Origin of the sequence: Streptomyces sp. NPDC090021 (assembly GCF_044748225.1) — a bacterium.
In the GTDB taxonomy this organism is placed as follows: Bacteria; Actinomycetota; Actinomycetes; order Streptomycetales; family Streptomycetaceae; genus Streptomyces.
In genome coordinates this window covers 91439-110717 of the sequence record NZ_JBIVFO010000002.1, presented here as the reverse complement: position 1 = coordinate 110717, position 19279 = coordinate 91439, and the positions used below count along the sequence as shown (strand labels likewise).

Here is a 19279-nt window from a genome sequence, read left to right as displayed (position 1 = left end):
GTAAAGCCAGGGGTATTCGGAAAATGTGGACAGAAACGTGATTGTGGAGGAGTCCATCACTCCGAAGAGTGACGATTCGGTATCGGACCACCCGTCACGGGGAAGCGCAGTTCATTCCGCTCGATCTTCGCGGCGAGCGCATCCAGCACATCCACCCCGAGAACCTCACAGAACTGCAGCAGATACGCGAGCACGTCGGCGACCTCATCGGCCACGCGATGGGCGGACTCCGGTTTTTCCATGACCTTCGCCGACTGTTCCGGCGTCAGCCACTGGAAGATCTCGACCAGTTCGGCCGCCTCCACGCTCAGCGCCGCCGCCAGGTTCTTGGGGGTGTGGTACGGCTCCCAGCCGCGCGCCGCCGCGAACTGCGCGAGCCTGCGCTGCAGCACGTCCAGCCGTTCCTCGGGCCGCCGATCGGACGGCCGTGGCTCCTGCGTCTCGTTCATACCGACAGGTCTACCACCGACACGCCGTCCAGACGGCGGGCGGCGGCCGCGGTCCCCTCCCCCACGGCCGCCACCAGCCGGACGTGGCCGCGGCCGCAGGACAGCAGCGCCAGCCGCAGCAGTTCGGCGGCCTGGCGCCCGTCCAGTCCGTGGTCGAGGCCGTCGGCCAGCACGGTCAGCGCCTGCCGCGCGGAGAGCAGCTCGGCGGCCGGGTCCATGTCCAGCACCCCCGGCCCGGTGAGCAGCACCAGCGCCAGTGCGAGGAAGCGGAGTTCGCCCGAGCCGAGCCGGCCCAGTTCCGTGGCGGGGCGACCGGGTCCGCGGTCCAGGACCGCGGTGACGGCGCCGCCCGCGGGGGCGTGTACGTCCAGCCCGGCGACGGCCCCCGCGCAGCCGGTCCGCGCGGCCTCGGCCAGCAGCGCGTGGCGCGTCCCGCACTCGTGGCGGGTCCGGCGCAGGACGTCGGCCAGGTTGGCGCAGTCGCCCAGCAGCCGGCCCTCGCCCGGCGGGACGGGCGCGCGCATCCGGTCCGGGCGGGGGTCGCAGGCGAACACCGAGCGCAGGGCCACGACCACCTGCTCGGCGGCGGCCAGCACCTGCCGCTGGCCGGCCGTGGATCCGGCGACCCGCAGCGGGAGCAGCGCGGTGCCGAGCCGGTCGTCGGGCAGCGGGGCCCGGGTGACGCCGACGGCGCCGCCGGTCAGCCAGGAGGCCTGCACCGAGCGCCGGCCCGGGTCGCGCAGGGCGGTGGCGAACAGGATCCGCCCGTCCTGGGAGAGCCGTTCGCCGACGATCCGCAGGGCGGGTTCGGCCTGGACGGCGAGTTCGAGCCGGACGGGTCCGGCGGGGCCGTCGACCGTGCAGCCGAGCCGGAAGCCGCGCCGCCGCTGGGCGTCGGGGGCGGCGCCGTCGGGGATGCGGGCGCGGGGGTCGGGGAAGAGCGTCTCGACGGTGGCGCCCGAGCCCAGCCCGGCCAGGGCCTCGTAGGCGGCCAGGACCTGTGACTTGCCGCTGCCGCTCGGCCCCGCGAAGAGGGTGACGGGCCCCAGCGGGAAGGCCGCGGACCGGTGCCGTCCGAAGGCGGACAGCCGTAACTCGGTGATCACGGGCCGCGGGTGCGGTTGCCGCTGCCCGGGCCCGGCGGGCCGGCCGGCACCGCGCCGGGGCGCCTGCGCCGGCACGACGGGATCCGCGCCCGCGGCGGGCGCCGCCGGTGCGGGGAGTGCGTACGGGCCCGGATCGCCGGCCGTCCCGGCCCACCCCGCCGGAGTGGCCCGCCCCACCGGGGCGGCGGGCGCCGCCGGAGTGGCCCGCTCCGCCGGGGCGGGATCCGGCCGCGCACCGGCCGACGGGACGGACCGGGCGCAGGCCGCGGGCGCGACAGGCGCGGCGGGCGGGACGTGCCGGGGCGGAGGCGGTGGCTGCGCCGCTGAGGGCTCGCCGGACGGTCCGGCGTCGGGGGAACCGGTGCGGGTGTCGTCGCCCAACGCGACGGCGGTGGCGTCCATGCGCCGGACGGTACGTGCCACCGGGCCCCCCACGACCCCGGCGAACCGTTCCTTCGTACGACCCTTCCTACGATCGGGGGACGGCCGCCGCCGCGATCCCCTCGACCTCGGTCCCCACGGGCGCCAGCAGGAAGACGTTCCGGTCCACCCGGTGCATTCCGCTGCCCAGCCCGAACACCACCCCGCTGCTGAAGTCCAGGATCCGCTTGGCCACTTCGCTGTCCGCGCCGGTGAGGTCGAGCAGCACCGGGATCTGCGCGATCAGGTACTCGGCCACCTCCCGCGCGTCCGCGAAGATCTGGACTCTGATCACCACGAAGCGCCGCTGCTCCGCCGCCGTCGCCCCGGGCGACTTGGGAATCGTGCGGTGGTCCACCCGGGAGGGCCATTCATTGCGACTGCGCAGGGGTACCACCTGCGCGAGCCCCTCCCACTGTTCGTCGGTGACGTCGTACCTGCTCACCGGGCCGCCTCGGCCGCGCGCTTCATGTGCATCCCCCCATCCTCTCGTGTTTCACCCGTTCAGCCCAACAACGACACGAGCGGTGCCGGGTACTCTCGGAACCCAGGATGGGTTAGGTTAGGCATACCTAACCCACACGGACGATGGAGAGATCCGCATGCGCCTGTTCGGTGACCCCTCGGCCTCGGCCGCCCTGCCCACCGCCGCCGAGCGGATCCGGTCGGTCCTGGCCGCCGCCCACTCCATGACGGTGACCACCGACGGGCTGCGCTCCGAAGTCCGCCACCTCGACGGCGGCGACCCCATGGGCCGGCTGCACCTGCACCCGTCCGAGCCCGGCGGCCACGCGGAGCACCGGCCCGCGATCCGACTGGAGTTCACCGACGTCGCCCCCACCCCCGTACGGGACCGGGTACGCGCCCGCGTCACCGTGCTGGGCCGGCTGCTCACCCCCTACTCCGAACTGTCCGCCGAGCCCGGGGCCGAGTCCGGGGCCCAGTCCACCTGCATGGAGTTCGAGCGCGCCGAGCTCAAGACCGCCGAGGGCATCGCGTACGTCGGCCTGGAGGAGCTGGACGAGGCCGGCCCCGACCCGCTCGCCGCGTACGAGGCGGGCATACTCACGCACCTCCTCGACGACCACCACGACCTCGTCACCCTGCTGCTGCGCCTGGTCCAGCCGCAGCCCACGGCCGCGGTCGTACGCGCCCTGCCGCTCGCCATGGACCGCTACGGGATCACCCTGCGGCTGGAGGAGCGGCGCGGCCACCGCGACGTGCGGCTCGCCTTCCCCTCGCCCCTCGACGACGTCGAGCAGTCGGGCGCGCAGATCCAGGCGCTCTTCAGCGCGGCGCGCAGGCGCTCCCACCGCAACACGCTGCCGGCCTGACGGTCCCGGAATAGCCTCAGCGCAGCCCGCGTTGGGGCAATCATGAAGGCCATCACATACAGCGCGTACGGAACTCCCGCTTCCCTCAGCCTCGTTGACGCCCCGCAGCCCAAGGTGGGGCCGGGTGAGGTGCTCGTCCGCGTCAGGGCCGCCGGGGTCAATCCGGTGGACTGGAAGCTCGCCGCCGGTTATCTCGACCCGATCCTCGAAGTCCGCCACCCGGTCATACCCGGCTGGGACGTGGCCGGTGTCGTCGAGGCGGTCGGCCCGGACACCTCCGACTTCGCCGTGGGCGACGAGGTGTACGGCTACGTCCGCAAGGAGTGGGTGGAGCTCGGCACCTACGCCGAGCTGGTGGCCGCTCCCGTCCGCACGCTCGCCCGCAAGCCGCGCGGGCTGACCTTCGAGCAGGCCGCGGGCGTCCCGCTGGCCGGCCTCACCGCGTACCAGTCGCTGACCCGCGTCGGTGTCCGGTCCGGCGAGACCGTCCTCATCCACTCCGCGGCCGGTGGCACGGGCTCCTTCGGCGTGCAGATCGCGGTCGCCCTCGGCCTGCGGGTCATCGGCACCGCCGGTGCGCACAACCACGACTACCTGCGCTCGCTCGGCGCGGAGCCCGTGCTGTACGGGGCCGGGCTGGCGGACCGGGTCCGCGAGCTCGCGCCCGGGGGCGTGGACGCGGCACTGGACTTCTACGGGGACGACGTCATCGAGACGCTCCAGTCTCTGGTCGGACGGCGCGACCGGGTGGTGTCGATCGCCGACCAGGAGGCGGCGGCGAAGGGCGCCCACCAGCTGTGGGTCCGCCCGGACACCGCAGACCTGACCTTCCTCGCGGAACTGGCGGACGCGGGACAGCTCACGGTGAACGTGGAACACGCACTGCCGCTGGCCGAGGCGGCCAAGGCCTGGGAGCTCAGTGCGGCGGGCCGCACCCGCGGCAAGATCGTCCTGACGGTCTGACGCGATCGTCCCCCGGCCGGTGACAGCCGGGCGGCCGCCGATACCGCCGCCGTGCCGCGGACGGTGCTCGACCACGGCCCCGTCGGGCGCAGCGACAGCGCCGCGCGCAGCGGGGGCTCGGCCCGGCGACCGTACGGCGGCGGGCGACCGGGCCGCTCCGGGCCGGGCCGCTCCGGGCCGGGCTGCTCCGGGCCGGGCTGCTGCGCGAGCTGCCCGGGCCCGGCGGCGGGGTGGGGTGGCCCCGGATCCCGCTGGACCTGCACACCGGGGCCGTCGGCGGGCCGCGCGGCATCCCTTCTGTTGGATGTCTTCAATCCGGCGGTCATGATCGCGAGCGAGCCCGTGAACGTCCCGCACGAGGGACACCCGGAGGAGATCCCGGGCGCCGCGCCGGAGCTCTCGCGCATCCGCGACGGCCCCGAACGGATCGTGGTCCCGCACACGGGTCCGGCCGTGCTGCCGGAAGGCCGCCGCAACCGTGCTGCTCAGCCGGGTGTTCCCGGACCCGGTCGGCACGCTCCGAGAGGGGGAGATCACACCCGCCGGTATGGTGCCACCTGAGCGCGCTCCCCTACATTCGAGCCATGACGGTCCTGCCTGACGACGGGCTCTCCCTGGCCGCCGAGTTCCCTGACGCGACGCATGAGCAGTGGCAGCGCCTTGTAGAAGGCGTACTGCGCAAGTCGGGCAAGGAAGCATCCGGCGAGGCCGCAGAAGATGCGCTGTCCACCCGACTCGAGGACGGGCTCACCACCCGCCCGCTGTACACCGCGCCGTCCGACGGGACGGTGCCCGACACCGGTTTTCCCGGCTTCGCCCCCTTCGTCCGCGGAGGAAGGCCGGAAGGCACCACCGCGAACGGCTGGGACGTGCGCCAGCGCCTCGCGGGCACCGATCCGCAGCGCCTGAACGAGGCGGCGCTCGCGGACCTGGAGAACGGGGTCACCTCCCTCTGGCTCACCGTGGGCCGCGGCGGCATCCCGGTCGACGATCTCGCCCGGGCCCTGGACGGGGTCTACCTGGACCTCGCCCCGATCGCCCTGGACGCCGGAGCCGACTACGCGGGGGCCGCCCGCGCACTGCTGGACCTGTTCGCCGAGCGCTCGGTGGCTCCGGAGGCCGTGCGGGCCTCCCTGGGCGCCGACCCGCTGGGCCACGAGGCCCGGACCGGCGAGGCGCTGGACCAGGCCGCCGCCGTCGAGCTGGCCCGGGAGGCCGCCGCCGGCCTGCCGGGGGTGCGCGCCCTGACCGTGGACGCCCTGCCGTACCACGAGGCCGGCGGCAGCGCCGCCGAGGAGCTGGGGCTCTCGCTGGCCACCGGAGTCGCCTACCTGCGCGCCCTCTCCGCAGGTGGGCTGAGCGTCGAAGCCGCGCTCGGCCAGCTCGACTTCCGCTACGCCGCCACCGCGGACCAGTTCCTCACCATCGCCAAGTTCCGTGCCGCGCGGCGCCTGTGGGCCCGGATCGCCGAGGCCTCGGGGGTCCCGGAGGCCGGTGCCCAGTGCCAGCACGCCGTGACCTCGCCGGTGATGATGACCCGTCGGGACCCGTGGGTGAACATGCTGCGCACCACCGTGGCCTGCATGGCCGCGGGCGTGGGCGGAGCCGACTCGGTCACCGTGCTCCCCTTCGACAACGAACTGGGCCTGCCGGACGCCTTCGCGCGCCGCATCGCCCGCAACACCTCCACGATCCTGCTGGAGGAGTCGCACCTGGCCCGGGTGATCGACCCGGCCGGTGGCTCGTACTACGTAGAGCGCCTCACCGACGAACTGGCCCACGCCGCGTGGGAGTTCTTCCAGACGGTGGAGAAGGCCGGCGGCCTGGCCGCCGCCCTGCGCTCCGGGCTCGTCGCCGAACGCCTCGCCGCCACCTGGGCGGAGCGCTCCAAGAAGCTGGCCAGGCGCCGCGAACCGATCACCGGGGTCAGCGAGTTCCCGCTGCTGTCGGAGAAGCCGGTCGTCCGCGAGCCGGCGCCGGCAGCCCCCACGGGCGGGCTGCCGCGCGTACGGCGCGACGAGGCGTACGAGGCCCTGCGCGCCCGCAGCGACGCGCACCTGGCGGCGACCGGCGCCCGGCCGAGGATCTTCCTCGCCGCGCTGGGCCCGGCGGCCGCGCACACCGCGCGTGCCACCTTCGCCTCGAACCTGTTCCAGGCGGGCGGCGTCGAGTCCGTGCACGACCCGGTGTCGGTGGACGCGCAGACGGCGGGCGCCGCCTACGCCGCGAGCGGCGCGGACGGCATGGCCGTGCTCTGCTCCAGCGACGCGCTGTACGAGGAGCAGGCCGAGGCCGTGGCCGGGGCGCTGCGCGCCGCGGGCGCCACGACCGTCTTCCTCGCCGGGCGGCCGGGCACCGCAGAGGCTTCCGTGGACGAGTACGTCTTCGCCGGCTGTGACGCCGTCGCCGTGCTGTCCTCCGTACTCGACCGGATGGGAGTGCCCGCATGAGCATCCCCGATTTCTCCGAGCTGGCGCTCGGTCCCACCGCCGCCGCCGGGGTCTCGGAGGAGCAGTGGCGCTCCTCGGTGAAGGAGTCCACCGGCACCGCGGCCGCCGACCTGCTGTGGGAGACGCCCGAGGGTATCGGCGTCAAGCCGCTCTACACCGGGCGGGACGTCGAGGGCCTGGACTTCCTGCGGACGTACCCGGGCGTTGCCCCGTACCTGCGCGGCCCGTACCCGACGATGTACGTCAACCAGCCCTGGACGATCCGGCAGTACGCCGGATTCTCCACGGCCGAGGAGTCCAACGCCTTCTACCGGCGCAACCTGGCGTCCGGGCAGAAGGGCCTGTCGGTGGCCTTCGACCTGCCCACGCACCGCGGCTACGACAGCGACCACCCGCGCGTGACCGGTGACGTCGGCATGGCGGGCGTGGCGATCGACTCGATCTACGACATGCGGCAGCTGTTCGACGGGATCCCGTTGGACAGGATGTCGGTGTCGATGACGATGAACGGCGCGGTGCTGCCCGTCCTCGCGCTGTACATCGTCGCGGCGGAGGAGCAGGGCGTCTCCCCCGACAAGCTGGCCGGGACCATCCAGAACGACATCCTCAAGGAGTTCATGGTCCGCAACACCTACATCTACCCGCCGAAGCCCTCGATGCGGATCATCTCCGACATCTTCGCGTTCACCTCGCAGAAGATGCCGCGGTACAACTCGATCTCCATCTCCGGCTACCACATCCAGGAGGCCGGGGCCACGGCCGACCTGGAGCTGGCGTACACCCTCGCGGACGGTGTGGAGTACCTGCGGGCGGGGCAGGCGGTGGGGCTGGACGTGGACGCGTTCGCGCCGCGCCTGTCGTTCTTCTGGGCGATCGGCATGAACTTCTTCATGGAGGTCGCGAAGCTGCGCGCCGCCCGCCTGCTGTGGGCGAAGCTGGTGAAGCAGTTCGACCCGAAGAACGCCAAGTCGCTGTCGCTGCGCACCCATTCGCAGACCTCGGGCTGGTCGCTGACGGCGCAGGACGTCTTCAACAACGTGACGCGCACGTGCATCGAGGCGATGGCGGCGACCCAGGGCCACACCCAGTCGCTGCACACCAACGCCCTCGACGAGGCACTCGCGCTGCCGACGGACTTCTCGGCGCGCATCGCCCGCAACACCCAGCTGCTGCTGCAGCAGGAGTCGGGGACCTGCCGGTCCATCGACCCGTGGGGCGGCAGCGCGTACGTGGAGAAGCTGACGTACGACCTGGCGCGGCGGGCCTGGCAGCACATCGAGGAGGTGGAGGCGGCCGGCGGCATGGCGCAGGCCATCGACGCCGGTATCCCGAAGCTGCGCGTGGAGGAGGCCGCGGCGCGTACGCAGGCCCGGATCGACTCGGGCCGGCAGCCGGTGATCGGCGTCAACAAGTACCGGGTGGAGAACGACGAGGCGATCGAGGTCCTCAAGGTCGACAACTCCTCGGTGCGCGCCCAGCAGATCGCCAAGCTGCGGCGGCTGCGGGAGGAGCGCGACGAGGCGGTCACGCAGGACACCCTGCGGGCGCTGACGAACGCCGCCGAGCGCGGCGAGGGCAACCTCCTCGCGCTGGCGGTGGACGCGGCGCGGGCCAAGGCGACCGTGGGTGAGATCTCGGACGCACTGGAGAAGGTGTACGGGCGGCACGCGAGCCAGATCCGTACGATCGCGGGCGTGTACCGCAACGAAGCAGGCGAGTCCCCGTCCGTGGAGCGCACCCGTGCGCTGGTGGACCGGTTCGAGGAGGCGGAGGGGCGTCGTCCGCGCATCCTGGTGGCCAAGATGGGCCAGGACGGGCACGACCGCGGCCAGAAGGTGATCGCGACGGCCTTCGCCGACCTGGGCTTCGACGTGGACGTCGGCCCGCTGTTCCAGACCCCGGCGGAGGTGGCCCGCCAGGCCGTCGAGGCGGACGTCCACGTGGTGGGCGTGTCGTCGCTGGCGGCCGGCCACCTGACCCTCGTACCGGCGCTGCGCGAGCAGCTGGCGGAGGAGGGCCGCGAGGACATCATGATCGTCGTGGGTGGGGTGATCCCGCCCGCCGATGTCCCGACGCTGCTGGAGATGGGCGCGACCGCGGTGTTCCCGCCCGGGACGGTCATCCCGGACGCGGCCCACGACCTGGTGACGCGGCTGGCCGCGGACCTGGGCCACGAGCTGTAGGCGGGCGCCGGTGCCGAGGATCGACATCGAGGCGTACGCGAAGGGGGTGCTCGACGGGAAGCGCGCGTTCATCGCGCGTGCGATCACCCTCGTCGAGTCCACCCTGCCCGCCCACCGGGTGCTCGCGCAGAGCCTGTTGACGGAGCTGCTGCCGCACGCGGGGCGGGCCCGGCGGATCGGCATCAGCGGTGTGCCGGGGGTGGGGAAGTCCACCTTCATCGACGCCTTCGGCACGATGCTGACGGGGCTCGGCCACCGGGTGGCGGTGCTCGCGGTGGACCCGTCGTCGACGCGTACGGGCGGCTCCATCCTGGGTGACAAGACCCGGATGGAGCGTCTGTCGGTGGACCCTGCGGCGTTCGTACGGCCGTCGCCGTCGGCGGGCACGCTGGGCGGGGTCGCCAAGGCCACGCGCGAGTCGATGATCGTGATGGAGGCGGCGGGCTACGACGTGGTCCTCGTCGAGACGGTCGGCGTGGGCCAGTCGGAGACCACGGTGGCGGGGATGGTGGACTCCTTCCTGCTGCTGTCCCTGGCCCGTACGGGAGACCAGTTGCAGGGCATCAAGAAGGGTGTCCTGGAGCTGGCGGACGTGCTGGCGGTGAACAAGGCGGACGGCCCGCACGAGCGCGACGCGAAGGCCGCCGCCCGGGAACTGTCGGGCGCGCTGCGGCTGATGCACCCGGTGGACGCGGCCTGGACCCCGCCGGTGCTGACGTGCAGTGCCCGGGAGTCGACGGGCCTGGACGAGGTGTGGAACCGCCTGGAACAGCACCGGACCCTGCTGGAGGCGGGCGGCCGGCTGACGGCGAAACGGGCGGCGCAGCAGGTGGAGTGGACCTGGTCGATGGTCCGCGACGAGCTGCTGGAGCGGCTGCGCGCGGACCCGGCCGTACGGGAGCTCGCGCCCGGGCTGGAGGCGGCGGTCCGGGCGGGGTCGGTCACCCCGACGTCGGCGGCGGACCGCATCCTGGCGGCGTTCGGCGGCGCCTGAGCCCGCAGCCCGCGCCGCGCCGCCTCGCTTTCGCGCCCCCGGCCCCGGACCTTGCCCGTCGGGGGCCGGGGGCGCGCCGGCCGTGGGGCGAAAGGGCGGTGCCCCTGGTCCGGAATCCGATTCCGGGGCCAGGGGCACGCTCATGGCTTCATGCCGTCATGGCGTCACGGCTTCATGCCTCGACGAGTACCGGGCCGGCCGGGGTCAGGGACTCGCGGAGGATCCTGGCCCGTTCCACCGTGTCGTCGGTGGCGAGGAGGGCGGAGAGGACCGCGATGCGGGCCTGGCCGGCGCGGAGGGTGCCGGTGGGGACGGCCCCGGCCGCGACGAGGTCCACGGCGCCGCCGTGGGTGTAGATCTCGGTGACCGGTCCGGCCATGACGCGGGTGGTCAGGGCGACCAGCACCCCGCGGGCGACGGCCGCGCGGACCGCTTCCACGATCTCGGGGGTGGCGTTGCCCGCGCCCGTACCGATGAGGACGATGCCGCGGGCACCGGCCTCGACGGCGGCGTTCAGGAGCACCGGGTCGGCGTCGGCGTGGTGCATCACGACATCGACGCGCGGCGGGATTTCGGGCATCGCGGGCAGCGGGAGCGCGGCGGGGCGCCGGGAGGTGCGCAGGAGGGTGACCTTGCCGAAGCCGACCTTGCCGAGCAGTTCCCCGGAGGGGTCCGCGAACGCGTCCAGGTCCACGGCCTGCGTCTTCACGGTGCCGCGGGCGGCGTGCACGCGTCCGGCGAAGGCGATCAGGACGCCGAGCCCGCGCGTGGTGGCGGCGGTAAGCAGCGCGTCGTAGAGGTTGCCCGGCCCGTCGCCGTCGGCGGTGCCCATGGGCCGCTGCGAGCCGGTGAAGACCACGGGGCGGGGGTCGTGGTGGTGGAGGTCGACGAGGAACGCCGACTCCTCCAGGGTGTCGGTGCCGTGGGTGATGACGATGCCGTCGACGCCGGGGTCGGCGAGCACCTCGTGCACGGTGCGCAGGAGGGTGAGCTGGTGGGCCGTGGTGAGCCGGGGGCTGTTCACGCTGAACAGGTCGACGACCTCGACGGTCATGTCCTGCGGCAGCGGCGCCGTGGCGATGACCTCGTTCCCGTCGGCGTCCGCGGCGAAGCCGGAGCCCTGCCAGCGGCTGGCTATCGTGCCGCCGGTGCTGATGACGACGATCCGTCCCATGCTGCGTGGCCGCCCTTCACTCGTACATATGTACTCAAAGCAGCAATGATAGAGCGATCAGTGCGCAATATGCTTGCGCTTTCCGCCCAGGTGGCCGAGAAACCGTGGGTGATAATTGCGCCATGGATGCCATTGACCGCGATATCTTGCGCGAGCTTCAGGCCGACGGGCGGCTGAGCAACCAGGAGCTGGCCCAGCGCGTGGGGCTGACGCCGTCGCCCTGCATGCGCCGGGTGCGCCAGCTGGAGCAGGACGGAGTGATCCAGGGCTACCGCGCCGTGATCGACCCGGATGCCGTCGAGCGCGGCTTCGAGGTGCTGGTCTCGGTCGAGGTACGTCGCGACCGGGACGCCGTCGAGGCCTTCGAGGCCGCCCTCCAGGACATCCCGGACGTGATCGAGGCGTACCGGCTCTTCGGGAGCCCGGGCTGCCTGCTGCGGATCGCCGTCGCGGACCTGCGCGCGTACGAACGGCTGTGGATCGAGAAGCTGACCGCCCTCACCGGCATCACCGAGGTCAACTCGCAGATCATCATGAAGCGCGTCAAGGAGCCGACCGGCCTGCCGGTGGACCGCTGACCGCACGGCCGGCCGGCGGGCACGGTCGGCTGAAATGATCGACCCATGAGTGATGATCTGCGTGAACACCCGTCCAAGGTGGCCGGTGACCGGGCGTCGCTGACGTCGTTCCTCGACTACCAGCGCGCCACCCTGGCGATGAAGTGCGAGGGCCTGAGCGACGAGCAGCTGAAGCGGAGGGCGGTCGCGACCTCGGGCCTGACGCTGCTGGGGCTGGTGCGGCATGCCGCCGAGGTCGAACGCGGCTGGTTCCGGCTGGTGCTGGGCGGGGAGCCGGTGTCCGCGCTGTGGCCGCGGGCGGACGGCGGGTCCGGGGAGTGGCGGGTGGAGGACGCCGACGCGGACGAGGCGTTCGCGGCGTGGCGGAGTGCCTGCGAGGGCTCCCGGGCCGTCGCCGAAGGCATCGGATCCCTTGATGACCGGGTGGAGTTCAGGGGCGAGGCCCTGTCACTGCGCTACGTCCTGACGCACATGATCGAGGAGTACGCGCGGCACAACGGGCACGCCGACCTGCTACGGGAGGCGATCGACGGCACCGTCGGCGAGTAACCCCCGGGGGCTGCGGCCGAATGGCGGCGGGAATTCAGAACGGGCCGCCGCGTCCCGGGCCACGGCCGGCCAGTTCTTCGATGTCCGCCGCCGCCCCGGGCCAGCGGCTCATCGTCCACCAGGCCGTGCCCGGCGGCCCCGGCGCCCGCGCCCTGTCCCTGCTCGGCGGCCGCACCGCGCCCGGTGCGGAGCCTTCCCGCACCGGGCCGTGGGCACTGCCGCGCCCCCCGTTCGCCGTCCGGCGGTCAGTCCGTGATGGGGATCGCGCCGTTCACCGGGACCGGGACCGCACCCGCTTCGCCCGCCCCGTCGCCCGGCTTCCCGGCCGACGTCCCGGCCGGCTTCCCGGCTCGGTCCGCGGTCAGACCGCGGAGCATCTCGGCGAGGTCGATGCCGGTCGCGGAGCCCAGCAGCTCCACTCCCTGCGCCACGTTGTCCGTCACCGTGCGCGAGAGCTTGGACGCGCCGTCGGTGGAGATGACGGTCATCCGGTCGATGGCACCCAGCGGCTCGGCCGCCTTGGCGACGACCTGCGGCAGGGCCTCCACCATCATCTGCAGCATGGCCGCGTCCCCGTACCTCTCGAAGGCGTCGGCCCGCTTCTGCATGGCCTCGGCCTCCGCCGCGCCCTTGGCGGCGATGGCGGCGGCCTCGGCGTCGCCCTCCAGCCGGACCGCCTCGGCGATGGCGGCGCGGCGCGCCCGCTCCGCCTCGCCCCGCTTGGCGCCCTCGATGGCTTCCGCCTCCGCCAGGGCCTGGCGGCGCTGCTTCTCGCCCTCACCGGTCAGCCGGGCTCGCTCGGCCTCCGCCTCGGCAGCCGCGATCCCGGCCAGCCGCTCGCCCTCCGCCTGCTTCACCCGGGCGATGCGCTGGGCCTCCGCCTGCTGTTCGGCCTCGTACCGCTTGGCGTCGGCGGGCTTGCGCACCTGCGTGTCCAGCTGACGGTCGGTCAGTGCGGCCTGCCGCTCGGCCACCTTCTCCTGCTCGGTGAGGATCTGCTGCTGCCGGTCCGCGTCGGCCAGCGGCCCGGCGGCGCTCGCCCGGGCGGCCGCCGCGTCGGTCTCGGCCTTGATCTCGGCCTGGCGCAGGTAGAGCGTGCGCTGCGCGAGCGCGATCTCCTCCTCCGCCTTCAGCCGTGCCTGCTCCGCGGCCCGACGGGCGTTGGCCTCCGCGATGTCGGCCTCCTGCCGGGCCCGGGCGGCCTCGGGCCGGCCCAGGTCCTCCAGGTAGGAGCCCTCTGTGGTGATGTCCTGGATCTGGAAGGCGTCCAGGACCAGGCCCTGCCCGGAGAGGCTTGCCTCCGCCTCCTCCGCGACCTGCCCGGCGAAGGCGGCCCGGTCACGGATGACGTCCTCCACCGACATCCGGCCGACGATCGCCCTCAGCGCACCGGAGAGCACCTCCTGGGTGAAGCCGACGATCCCGTCCTGCTGCTGCAGGAACCGCTGGGCGGCGGCCCTGATGGCGTCCTCGGTCCCGCCGACCTTGACGATGGCCACCCCTTCGAGGTTGGCCTTGATGCCGCGCAGCGTGACCGCGCCCCGCACCGCGACGGGAATGTGCCGGCTGGACAGGTCCAGGCTGTACCGCTGCTGGACGAACGGGACGACGAACACGCCGCCGCCGACCACGACCTTCTGGCCGCTGTTGTCGGTGAAGACCTCCCCGGTGGCCGGATCGGTGGACTGCTTCCCGCGGCGGCCCGTGATGATGAACGCCTCGCTGGGGCCGGCCACCTTGTACCGGGTGACGACGACGAGGGCCAGCAGGACCAGGAGTACGACGACCCCGATGGCTGCGACGGCGACTGGACTCATGAGGATTCCCCCTGCCTCCCCGAAGGGGCAGATCGGTGATGGACTCGAAGCGGAAGGAGCGGTGCGTCAGCGGTCGATGGCGCGGACGGCGACCGAGGTGTCCGACGGGGTCGCCGTCACCCAGACCTCGGCCCCGCGCTCCAGCGGGACATCGGCGGTTGCCGCATACTTGACCGGCTGCCCCGCCAGCGACAGCAGCACCTCCCCGTAGCCGCCGTGCGGGATGGCGGTGACCACGCGCCCGGCGACGCCGACCAGGTCCCCCCGCCGCGGGGCGCCTCCGCTGCCGTCGCGGACCAGGGCGCGGCCCAGGCGGTACGTCGCCCAGCCCGCTGCCGTTCCGGCCACGGTCCCCGCGGCGGCCGCCGCTCCGGGCCCGAGCCCCGTGGACCCGAGCACGATCGCCCCCGTGAAACCGAGCATCGAGACGAAGCCCGCGACCACCGGAAGCGACAGCCACCCGTCGAACAGTCCGCCCAGGGCGCCATGGAAAACCCCCTCCAGCACCCCGTCGAACACCAGCGCGGCGGTCAGTGCCACGATCCCCCCGATGCCGAGCCCCAGAAACCAGCCCATCGGACACCTCCCCCGTACGACCGCCTTTTCCGCCGGACACCGACAGAATGCCCGGGGCCGCGCCGGGGCACATTGCCTGCCGTCGGCAATCTTTACGCTCCTTTGACGCAGACCGCCGCCACGGCTTGTACTGCTGGTAGCGCTTGTCCGGGCCGACGCGGCCCGGCCGGACACCGACAGGAGGACCGGGTGGAACCGACACTGCTCCTCGCCACCGTCGTCCTCGCCGCCCTGGTGATCCGGGCGGCGGTCGAAGAGCTGAGGGAACCGGGCCGGGGCCGAGCCCGGTGGGCGTTCCTCAAGGAACGGCGGGCCCTGACGACCGGTGCGGTCGTCACGCTCGCGCTCGGCTCGCTGGGCTGGCTGCTCGGTGGCGGCCAGGGCCTGGTCTGGGCCTGCCTGGCCGGCGTCCTGGCCGCGTACGCCACGAACTCGCGCGGGCGCGACACGTAGCGGGACGAGGACGGAAACCGGAACGGGGTCGGGGCCGGGACGACGGCGCCGGGGACAACGCCGCAGCCGACCATCCGGCCGCCCGGCGGCGGGAGTTCGAAGCAGGGGCCACCGTCCCGGCAGGCCCGCCGGCGGCGCCGGCCGGGCCGGAACGATCACGCGGAGATCACCGCACCGGGCGCACCGGTGCGCGGCCTCACCGCCGGAGGGCCGGCGACGCTGCCCAGCGCCCGGTCGCCGCGGATGTCGATGCCCGCGTCGGTGAGGCATGGGGAATACGACCGGATCTTCCGCAGTGAGGGCTCTCTCACCTTCCGTTCTGACACGATGGGCACCTTCGAGCCCCGGGAAGCCCTCGTGCATGGCGAGACCCGCCTCGCACGGCCCCGGCTCCCGGCTCCGGCCAGGGCCGGGCAGCAATGTCCGCCCCGCCTTCGGCCCTATCTGCCCGCCCGACCGTTCATCCCGGAGACAGGAGCGCCACGGACCATGAGCCACCCGCAGGACCCGCAGCAGCCCGATCGGCTTCCCTCGGACTACGAGCTCGACGCTTGGCACGCCGTCCAGATGTTCAAGGGGCGCCCGCTGTCACGCGCCATGAGAAACGCCGGTGAGCACGTGGCCAACGGCGTCGCGGGGCTCGGCAAGCGCGCCGCGAAGCAGCTGGAGAACCACCCCCGGGCCAGATCGGCCGTCTCGCGCGGACAGGAATTCGTCGCCAAGGGCGCCCACAAGGTCGGCGCCGGGGCTCGCGGAGCCGCCGACGTCCTCCCGGACTGGAGCGGCACCGCCGTGCAGTCCATACGGCAGACGATGGGACGGGTCTCGCGGGCGGGACTCTCCTCCAAGCGGGTGGTGGCGCTCCACAAGAAGCGCGGGCACGACGTCGCATCGCTGCGGGACCTGCGCCGCCTCGACCTCGAACAGGTCGACGCGGTCCGCGGACGAGGCGCGAGCTGGTACTTCCCGGCTGCCGCTGCGCTGTCCGGAGCCACCGCGGGACTCGTGATCTCCGGAGGGCAGTTGGCCATCGCCGCCTCCGCCGGCGCTGCGGCGGCGCCGTCGGGAGGGGCGATCGCGGGTGCCTTCGTCGCCGACACCGCGGCCGTGCTCGCGCTGGCGTCCCGGGCCGTCGGCCAGGTGTCGCTGTTCTACGGCTACGACCCCGAAGAACCCGCCGAGAAGCTCTTCGTGCTGTCGGTCGTCAACGCCGGGACAGCGAGTTCGGCCACCGCCAAGAACGCCGCGATGGCCGACCTCTCGCGGCTCACCCAGGCGCTCTTCCGCGGCAAGGCGTGGAAGGAGCTGAACGAGGCGGTCGTGGCCAAGGTCTCCACGGAGTTCGCGAAGGCGTTCGGCTTCCGCCTCACCAAGAAGGGACTGGGCAAGGCCGTTCCCGCGGTCGGGATCGTCGTGGGAGGCACCCTCAACTGGACCACTCTGGAGGGGATCGTCGATGCCGCCGACATGGCGTACCGGCGGCGCTTCCTCCTGGAGAAGTACCCGCACCTGGCCGACGAGGAGGCATCCGGGCCGCTTCCCGCCGACGGACCCGATGTCCCCGACGAGGCCGACGAAGAGATCAGTCTGCTCGGTGAGATCGTCGCGGCGGGCGGCCCCGACCTGCATTGACCCGCTGTCCCGGCGGGACACCTCATCCCGAGGCCGGCAACGGACGGCGAGGAGCGCCCAGCAGGCGCCACCTCGCCGTCCGTCGCCGCACGCTCAGCCGACGAGCTCCCCGGTACGGGCGTCGGGAACGACGCTCTGCCCGCCGATGTCGGCGCGTCGGCCGTCGACGCGCCCCTGCCGGTACCCCGTTCCCTTGAACTTCGTGGGCCGGCTCTTGCCCAGCGTGGGGTACCGGTCGTTCATGCGGGCGTCCACCACGGTCGACCGGTCCGCGAGGACCAGGGCCACGCTGCGTCCCGCGCTTGCGGCGCCCTCCTGCTCGTCCTGCGCGGCCGCCCGTGCCGTCTCCTGTGCGGCCGTGACCCGGTCGGTCACCTCACGGATGAACCCGAGCATCCACGAGCGCTTGTAGGCCCGCGCGTCCTCCCCTGGCGGCCGGTACAGGCGGTCGGCGCGGTCCGCTCCGACCAGCATCTGCAGCCGCAGGCTGGCGAACAGGACCTCGCTCGCCTGGACGTCGGTCTCGAAACCGAAGAGGTGGACCCGCAGGCGGTTCACCTTGCCCCCGGGGTAAACCGACCGGCAGCGCATGGCCCCGGCGATCCAGCTGAGCAGCCGCCGCATCTCCATGGCATAGGGCGGGTGGACCTCGACAACCTTGTCCAAGGGCCCGGTGGGTGCCTCCAGGTCGTCGAGCATGGCCTGCTGGATGCCGTACTTCGCCATGAGCTCCGTGGCCTTGGCGAGGAAGGCGCGGGCTTCCTCCTCCGTGGAGGCCCCGTCCTCCGCCTTGCGCAGCAGGGCCTTCACCTTGCCGAGCAGCTCGGACGGAAGACTGCCACCCGTGGTGCGGCGCCCGGCGGAAGGAGACCCGTCGGGAACGGCTTGCGCGTCGGCGTCCTGCGGACCGCCGGTCTCGCTCGACTCGCCCGCTTCCTCTTGCTCTTCCTCCTCCTCGTCCCGTGCCATGAGGTCGGCAAGGTCCTCCGGGTCGGGAGCCACCTTCGCCAGCGCGGCCAGGGCCCAGCGCCGGTAGGCCTGGGCATCGTCCTCACGTACGAAGGCGCGGACGGCCCGGAGGGTGCGCACTGTTCCGTCCGGGTGCACGGTAAGGAACTCCAGCCGTGCATGGCCGAGTTGCGTCAGCGCGAGAAGCGCGCAGAGGTCGAGGGCGCTGTCCGGACCGTACGGAACGTCAATGCCGGGATCGGGATACCAGTCCGCCGACTCGTCCGCCTCGCCGAACAGTCCCTCGAACAGGGAGAGGCCGGGAACCGTCATGTCGTCGTCGCCGGTCCGGACGCGGACGACGGAGGCCGACGGCCGGCCCGAGTAGGCGAGCGCGGCCGCCTTCTCCTGCGGGGACGCGACGATGTGGTACCAGACGGGCACGGAGCCCCGCATGCCCTGCCAGGTCGCTTCGCCCCGCCGGCGGCGCTCACGGGCCTGCCGTGCCACGTCCGCGCCGGGTACCTCGTCGTGCCAGGCATCGGCGTCGGGCTGCAGCTGCCAGTCCAGGAACACGTCCAGGTAGTCGACGGCAGTGCGGTGCGAGCCGGGCCGACTGCCGTCCAGGAGCGCACGCTCGCCGGCCGACAGGGCCCGTACGACGGGCTGCAGCACCAGCGTGGCGTAGCGCTTGACGGCTTCGGACAGTTCCGCCAGGAAGGCCCGTGTGGCCTCGGACCCGGTCTCCTGCTGCGTTCTGCGCCACGCTTCGAGCCGGTCGACGCAGGCCTGCTGTTCGGCCAGCCACCTCAGGTGCCCCGCGCCCTGGAGGTGTTCCTCGCGCAGCAGGACGGCATCCTCCACGGCAGCGAGCATGCGGGGCGACCTGAGCACTGCGTGAGCCAGGAGCCTCAGCGGCTCGGGTTCCGCGTCGAAGAACTCGGCGGGCGTGAGGAGCGCACGGCCATGCCGTCGCGGGGCCTGCTCGGGCTCGTCGATGTCCCCGCTCCGGGGAACCTCCGCCGACCAGCGCGAGCGCCACTCGGTGAAGTCCTGTTCGGGATCACCGGTGGCCGTCTGGTGCCGTCGCCACCACCAGAGGGCCAGCTCCTCCCAAGCCGCGGCGTTCCAGGACCAGAGGGCCTGCTCGCCACCGGTCGCGAGCCGCGAACGCAGGGCTCGGGTCGCTCCCGCCAGGTCATGGCGGTGCCCGCCGGGAATCAGGCGCTCGAGCCAGCGAACGGTCTCCGCCACGGGCTGGGTGCGCGCCTCGTCCGCGGCGACCCTGACCGCGGTGACCGCCGCCACCAGGCGGAGCTCTCCCAGATCCGTCGGCAGCAGCTCGTACAGATCCGGGGCGGCCGTCTCCAGCGCGTCGGCGAGGTCCTGGACCCTGCCGTCGAGCCACTCCTTGCGCGCCTGCCGGAACTCGACCGCCGAGAGCCCGTCCGTGCGGCTGTACGTCATGTGCTTCCTCCCCGAATCCCCACCCTCATGCGAGAGATCATCCTAGGAAGAAGGGTGCAGGCGATCACACCCCGCCACGAGCACACCGGCAACCAGGCCGCCGACGACTCGAAGTGCTGCTGAATTCCTTGCACCGGGATGCCTTCGGGCCCGGTGTGCGGCACGCCGTAGCGGTCGGCGGTGGGG

The 19279-nt window shown here is 73.2% G+C and carries 17 protein-coding genes; 9 read left to right on the top strand and 8 right to left on the bottom strand.

The window, feature by feature from the left end:
* Window positions 1-56 precede the first annotated feature (56 nt).
* The 3 genes from ACIPXC_RS01665 to ACIPXC_RS01655 all read right to left on the bottom strand — a co-directional run bounded on the left by ACIPXC_RS01665 (window position 57) and on the right by ACIPXC_RS01655 (window position 2420).
* On the bottom strand, window positions 57-449 hold the full coding sequence (locus ACIPXC_RS01665) for a nucleotide pyrophosphohydrolase (RefSeq protein WP_401612224.1): 393 nt from the start codon (window positions 447-449) through the stop codon (window positions 57-59).
* Entirely contained in the window at window positions 446-1957 is a 1512-nt protein-coding gene (locus ACIPXC_RS01660) for an AAA family ATPase (protein WP_401612222.1), read from the bottom strand. The genes ACIPXC_RS01665 and ACIPXC_RS01660 overlap by 4 nt, the downstream gene beginning before the upstream one ends.
* A gap of 67 nt (window positions 1958-2024) precedes the next feature.
* Entirely contained in the window at window positions 2025-2420 is a 396-nt protein-coding gene (locus tag ACIPXC_RS01655) for a cell division protein SepF (RefSeq protein ID WP_030651331.1), read from the bottom strand.
* A 157-nt stretch (window positions 2421-2577) separates the two neighbouring features.
* Here ACIPXC_RS01655 and ACIPXC_RS01650 point away from each other — a divergent pair, with 157 nt between their 5' ends.
* The 5 genes from ACIPXC_RS01650 to meaB all read left to right on the top strand — a co-directional run bounded on the left by ACIPXC_RS01650 (window position 2578) and on the right by meaB (window position 9899).
* Window positions 2578-3309: a DUF2470 domain-containing protein gene (locus ACIPXC_RS01650; RefSeq protein WP_401612218.1), complete on the top strand. Its 732-nt coding sequence runs from the start codon at window positions 2578-2580 to the stop codon at window positions 3307-3309.
* Between the two features lie 42 nt (window positions 3310-3351).
* A complete protein-coding gene (locus tag ACIPXC_RS01645) occupies window positions 3352-4272 on the top strand; it encodes an NADP-dependent oxidoreductase (protein WP_401612216.1) in 921 nt (306 codons plus the stop codon).
* 584 nt (window positions 4273-4856) lie between these two features.
* Window positions 4857-6722, top strand: a complete 1866-nt coding sequence (gene mutA, locus ACIPXC_RS01640; RefSeq protein WP_401612214.1) for a methylmalonyl-CoA mutase small subunit — start codon at window positions 4857-4859, stop codon at window positions 6720-6722.
* The gene (scpA, locus tag ACIPXC_RS01635) at window positions 6719-8905 is read left to right on the top strand and encodes a methylmalonyl-CoA mutase (protein ID WP_401612211.1); all 2187 of its coding nucleotides are present in this window, start codon (window positions 6719-6721) and stop codon (window positions 8903-8905) included. Before mutA ends, scpA begins: the two co-directional genes overlap by 4 nt.
* Window positions 8906-8915: 10 nt before the next feature.
* The gene (gene meaB, locus ACIPXC_RS01630; RefSeq protein ID WP_401612208.1) at window positions 8916-9899 is read left to right on the top strand and encodes a methylmalonyl Co-A mutase-associated GTPase MeaB; all 984 of its coding nucleotides are present in this window, start codon (window positions 8916-8918) and stop codon (window positions 9897-9899) included.
* A gap of 172 nt (window positions 9900-10071) precedes the next feature.
* Here meaB and ACIPXC_RS01625 read toward each other — a convergent pair whose 3' ends face one another.
* Window positions 10072-11073 (bottom strand): asparaginase, encoded by a 1002-nt coding sequence (locus tag ACIPXC_RS01625; RefSeq protein WP_401612205.1) that lies wholly within the window; start codon window positions 11071-11073, stop codon window positions 10072-10074.
* 122 nt (window positions 11074-11195) lie between these two features.
* On the opposite strand from ACIPXC_RS01625, the gene ACIPXC_RS01620 reads away from it, so the two are divergent.
* Together ACIPXC_RS01620 and ACIPXC_RS01615 are read left to right on the top strand one after the other, a co-directional pair.
* Window positions 11196-11651: an Lrp/AsnC family transcriptional regulator gene (locus ACIPXC_RS01620; protein ID WP_401612203.1), complete on the top strand. Its 456-nt coding sequence runs from the start codon at window positions 11196-11198 to the stop codon at window positions 11649-11651.
* A gap of 45 nt (window positions 11652-11696) precedes the next feature.
* Window positions 11697-12200: a DinB family protein gene (locus ACIPXC_RS01615; RefSeq protein WP_401612201.1), complete on the top strand. Its 504-nt coding sequence runs from the start codon at window positions 11697-11699 to the stop codon at window positions 12198-12200.
* Window positions 12201-12445: 245 nt separating this feature from the next.
* Here ACIPXC_RS01615 and ACIPXC_RS01610 read toward each other — a convergent pair whose 3' ends face one another.
* Together ACIPXC_RS01610 and ACIPXC_RS01605 are read right to left on the bottom strand one after the other, a co-directional pair.
* Complete coding sequence (locus ACIPXC_RS01610) at window positions 12446-14017, bottom strand: SPFH domain-containing protein (protein ID WP_401612198.1); 1572 nt, start codon at window positions 14015-14017, stop codon at window positions 12446-12448.
* Window positions 14018-14083: 66 nt separating this feature from the next.
* Window positions 14084-14593, bottom strand: coding sequence for a hypothetical protein (locus ACIPXC_RS01605; RefSeq protein ID WP_401612195.1), 510 nt, complete (start codon window positions 14591-14593; stop codon window positions 14084-14086).
* Window positions 14594-14782: 189 nt separating this feature from the next.
* Here ACIPXC_RS01605 and ACIPXC_RS01600 point away from each other — a divergent pair, with 189 nt between their 5' ends.
* Window positions 14783-15046, top strand: coding sequence for a hypothetical protein (locus ACIPXC_RS01600; protein ID WP_401612192.1), 264 nt, complete (start codon window positions 14783-14785; stop codon window positions 15044-15046).
* Window positions 15047-15201: 155 nt separating this feature from the next.
* On the opposite strand, the gene ACIPXC_RS01595 is transcribed toward ACIPXC_RS01600, so the two are convergent.
* The gene (locus ACIPXC_RS01595) at window positions 15202-15372 is read right to left on the bottom strand and encodes a hypothetical protein (protein ID WP_401612189.1); all 171 of its coding nucleotides are present in this window, start codon (window positions 15370-15372) and stop codon (window positions 15202-15204) included.
* A gap of 163 nt (window positions 15373-15535) precedes the next feature.
* Here ACIPXC_RS01595 and ACIPXC_RS01590 point away from each other — a divergent pair, with 163 nt between their 5' ends.
* Complete coding sequence (locus ACIPXC_RS01590; RefSeq protein ID WP_401612186.1) at window positions 15536-16678, top strand: EcsC family protein; 1143 nt, start codon at window positions 15536-15538, stop codon at window positions 16676-16678.
* Window positions 16679-16771: 93 nt separating this feature from the next.
* Here ACIPXC_RS01590 and ACIPXC_RS01585 read toward each other — a convergent pair whose 3' ends face one another.
* The gene (locus ACIPXC_RS01585; protein WP_401612184.1) at window positions 16772-19093 is read right to left on the bottom strand and encodes a DUF2786 domain-containing protein; all 2322 of its coding nucleotides are present in this window, start codon (window positions 19091-19093) and stop codon (window positions 16772-16774) included.
* Window positions 19094-19279: the final 186 nt, after the last annotated feature.